Annotated in this window: 6 protein-coding genes; 4 read left to right on the top strand and 2 right to left on the bottom strand. The window is 65.5% G+C overall.

From position 1 onward, the window contains the following. From VLA96_10580 to VLA96_10595, 4 genes are all read left to right on the top strand, one after another. The coding region (locus VLA96_10580) for a hypothetical protein (GenBank protein HSE49641.1) at positions 1-369 on the top strand (369 nt) is incomplete at its 5' end. A gap of 132 nt (positions 370-501) precedes the next feature. Then, positions 502-885, top strand: coding sequence for a hypothetical protein (locus VLA96_10585; protein HSE49642.1), 384 nt, complete (start codon positions 502-504; stop codon positions 883-885). A gap of 50 nt (positions 886-935) precedes the next feature. Continuing rightward, positions 936-1067: a hypothetical protein gene (locus VLA96_10590; protein HSE49643.1), complete on the top strand. Its 132-nt coding sequence runs from the start codon at positions 936-938 to the stop codon at positions 1065-1067. Between the two features lie 98 nt (positions 1068-1165). Beyond that, positions 1166-1522, top strand: coding sequence for a hypothetical protein (locus VLA96_10595; protein HSE49644.1), 357 nt, complete (start codon positions 1166-1168; stop codon positions 1520-1522). 109 nt (positions 1523-1631) lie between these two features. Here the strand turns inward: VLA96_10595 and VLA96_10600 are convergent, their stop codons facing one another. Both VLA96_10600 and VLA96_10605 read right to left on the bottom strand, forming a co-directional pair. Next, positions 1632-2507 (bottom strand): hypothetical protein, encoded by an 876-nt coding sequence (locus VLA96_10600; protein HSE49645.1) that lies wholly within the window; start codon positions 2505-2507, stop codon positions 1632-1634. Positions 2508-2534: 27 nt separating this feature from the next. Beyond that, the coding region (locus tag VLA96_10605) for a hypothetical protein (GenBank protein ID HSE49646.1) at positions 2535-2814 on the bottom strand (280 nt) is incomplete at its 5' end.

Consider the following 2814-nt stretch of genomic DNA (forward strand, 5'->3'; position numbering starts at 1 on the left):
CACCCGCTCTCCATCTTCGCGCCCGAGACGCGCATCTTCCGGTCGAGCGCGATCGCGGTGATGGAGCAGGCCATCGGGGACGAGAAGATGCCGCCCGACCTGCGCGAGGTCGCGCCGCAGCTGCTGTGGGTGCTGCACCTCGGGTTCCTGTTCTACTTCATCTACGACGAATCGCCCGGCCAGCAGAAGTCGCACCAGCTCATCGACGCGGCGCTCGACGTGGTGATGAACCTGCTGTCGGTCGCGCGCCTGGCGGTGATGAAGCCCTTCCGCGGGAAGCTCATCAAGCTGATGAAGGACGCCGGGCTGCTGATCCCGCGCGAAGAGGCAAGGCCGATGCTGAGCGGAGAGGCTCTGGTCGCCGGGTAGAAGAAGCCGACCACAAAGGTCACAAAGGTCTCACAAAGGCCACGAAGGAAACCCCTTGTGACCTTCGTGCTTTCTTTGTGACCTTCGTGGTGAGCTTTTAGAGAACCAGCACGGGCGGTATAATCACCGCCGATGGCTACCGATCCCGTCGTTCCCAGCGGTAATCCCGGGCTGGTCCCTGACGAACTGAAGCACGAGCCGCGCTCCAAGGGCCTGACCACCCCGCGCAAGAAGAAGCCGCGTGAGCTGGCGGTCATCACCGAGTGCTGCACCGGCTGCGCCGGCTCGCCCGCCTGCGTGGAGTATTGCCCGATCGAAGACTGCATGTTCTGGGTGCCGGACGAGGACCATCCACCGTTCGGCCGCATCCAGGTGGATCCCATCCTGTGCATCGGGTGCAAGAAGTGCACCAGCAAGGGTCCGGACGGCGCCTTCCTCGACGGCTGCCCGTGGGACGCCATCGCGATGGTCGACACGGCGGAGGTGGAGAAGGAAGTGGGAGTGATGCCGCTATGATTGCTCGCGGCTTTCAATAACATCCCGAGCCCGAAGGGCGAGGGAGCCCTATGGCAACGAAGAAGCCTGCTGAGCCTCAGCAGGCATTTTTATTTGTGAGATGCTTCGTCGCCCGCCGCGGCGGGCTCGGGGTGTTTTTTAACAGCCCCGCCATCCCTGAACGCCCATTCATCACGGCTTGATGTGATTCCCGTCACGGTTCGGTCTCATCCGGACGGCGCATCATCGTCCTCAGCTTGCCGGAGGCGTACTCATAAACCTGGCGAGGGAGGCTTTTCATATGCGCAAAGTAGCGTTTTTCTTACTGGCAGTGTTCGTGCTCACGGTCGTCGTCTCGGCCGAAGAGCCGATGGTGAACTGGAAGTCCAAGAACCTGACCCTGTCCAGCGACACGCGCGTGGGCACGGTTGTTCTGCCCGCGGGCGATTACAAACTGAAGCACGAGATGGAAGGCAGCAACCACATCCTCGTCTTCAAGTCCCAGGCCAAGGGCAAGGAGACCTTCCGGGTGATCTGCGGGATGCAGCCGCTCAACCAGAAGGCCGAGCGCGACGAGCAGCACTTCCGCACCGAGAATGGCAACAAGGTGCTGACCTCGCTGGTCTTCGAAGGCGACCGCTACACCCACACATTCTAGGCGGGCTGGGCTGAGAAGAGGTCGAGTGGCTCCTCGCGGACCATCCTCCGGCGAGTAGCAGCCACGAGGCCGTCCGCCACCGCGGACGGCCTCTTTTTTCGTGCGGGCGCTACTTCGCCCGGGCCTGGATCGCCCGTTCGGTCTCCTCGGCCTGCTGGCGGATGCGGTCGGGGTATTCCGGCGAGAACTTCTTGTACTGCCGCACGACGTCGAGGTCTTCGAGCGTCCCGACCAAGTAGAGCGCGCGCAAGCCTTCCCACGCCTGCTCCACGCCGGGCGCGAGGGTCGCGACCTTGTCGCCGGACTTGACCTCGGCGGCGTCGGGGACCTCGACCGACTGCACGCGCCCGACGATAGGGGAGCGCACCTCGACGGTCTCGCCGTTAGGCGCCGCGATCTTCATCAGGATGGTCGAGTGGTTGATGGCGTCGCCGGGCTTGGCGCGACCGGTGACCGTGCCGGCGACGGGCGCGGCGATCGCCATCGGGCGCAGCATGGCGGTGATCTGCGGGCGGCCGGTGGCGTCGCCAAAGCGCACCAGCGCGAGCGCGGCGTTGTAGCGGACGAGCGCCGCGCGGTCGTTGAGCAGGCCGAGCAGCGCCTGGTGGAACTCCGGGCGCGTGGTGTTTTGGCCCATCACCCAGGCGTCGGTGGTGCGAATCTCCTCGACCGGGTGCGCCGCGAGGCGTACCAGGTCCGGATACCACCGCTCCGCCTGCTTGTCGCCCTTGCCGATGCGATTGCCGAGCTGCACGAGGGCGTGCTGGATGTGGCGGGGCTTGGCGTCGTCGTGCAGGTACTCGGTCATCTGCTGGTCGTCGAGCTCCCGGCCGAACCAGGTGGAGCGCCAGAAGTAGAAGGGCATGAGCACGATGGCCCACGCCACCAGGAAAAAGATGAGGCGCGTGCGCAGCGGCATCCGGGCCTTGGCGGCCTTCTCCGCGCTCTCCTTGCCCACCTGCTCGCTTTCTTCGATCTCGCTCATCGGCGTCCTAGCGGTCTCTGTCCGCTGTCATTCCACATCCGCGTCCAAGACGCGGGGCTGCTCCAGGTAGTGCGACATCGCGTACTGCGCCAGGAGCGGCGTCTGCAGCCGGATGAGCGCGCCGCGCCACTCGCCCTTGGCGTGCGGCTCGGCCGCGGCGTGCCGGCACTCGCCGCTCGTGCCGTGCTGCGGGCCGTAGTCGGCGGACTGCACTGGATCGAAGTGGCGGATGGCGCGCCACGCCTCGTCGCCCACGGTGCCGCCGACGTCGATTTTGAGTCTCACTCTTGCCATCAGGCGCTTACCG

It is taken from the genome of Terriglobales bacterium, from assembly GCA_035457425.1.
In the GTDB taxonomy this organism is placed as follows: Bacteria; Acidobacteriota; Terriglobia; order Terriglobales; family Acidobacteriaceae; genus JACPNR01.

What these genes read in the sequence shown, in the direction of transcription:
- VLA96_10585 (HSE49642.1), top strand. Translation starts at nt 502, where the DNA reads ATGGCTACCGATCCCGTCGTTCCCAGCGGTAATCCCGGGCTGGTCCCT.
- VLA96_10590 (HSE49643.1), top strand. Translation starts at nt 936, where the DNA reads ATGGCAACGAAGAAGCCTGCTGAGCCTCAGCAGGCATTTTTATTTGTG.
- VLA96_10595 (HSE49644.1), top strand. Translation starts at nt 1,166, where the DNA reads ATGCGCAAAGTAGCGTTTTTCTTACTGGCAGTGTTCGTGCTCACGGTC.
- VLA96_10600 (HSE49645.1), bottom strand. Translation starts at nt 2,507, where the DNA reads ATGAGCGAGATCGAAGAAAGCGAGCAGGTGGGCAAGGAGAGCGCGGAG.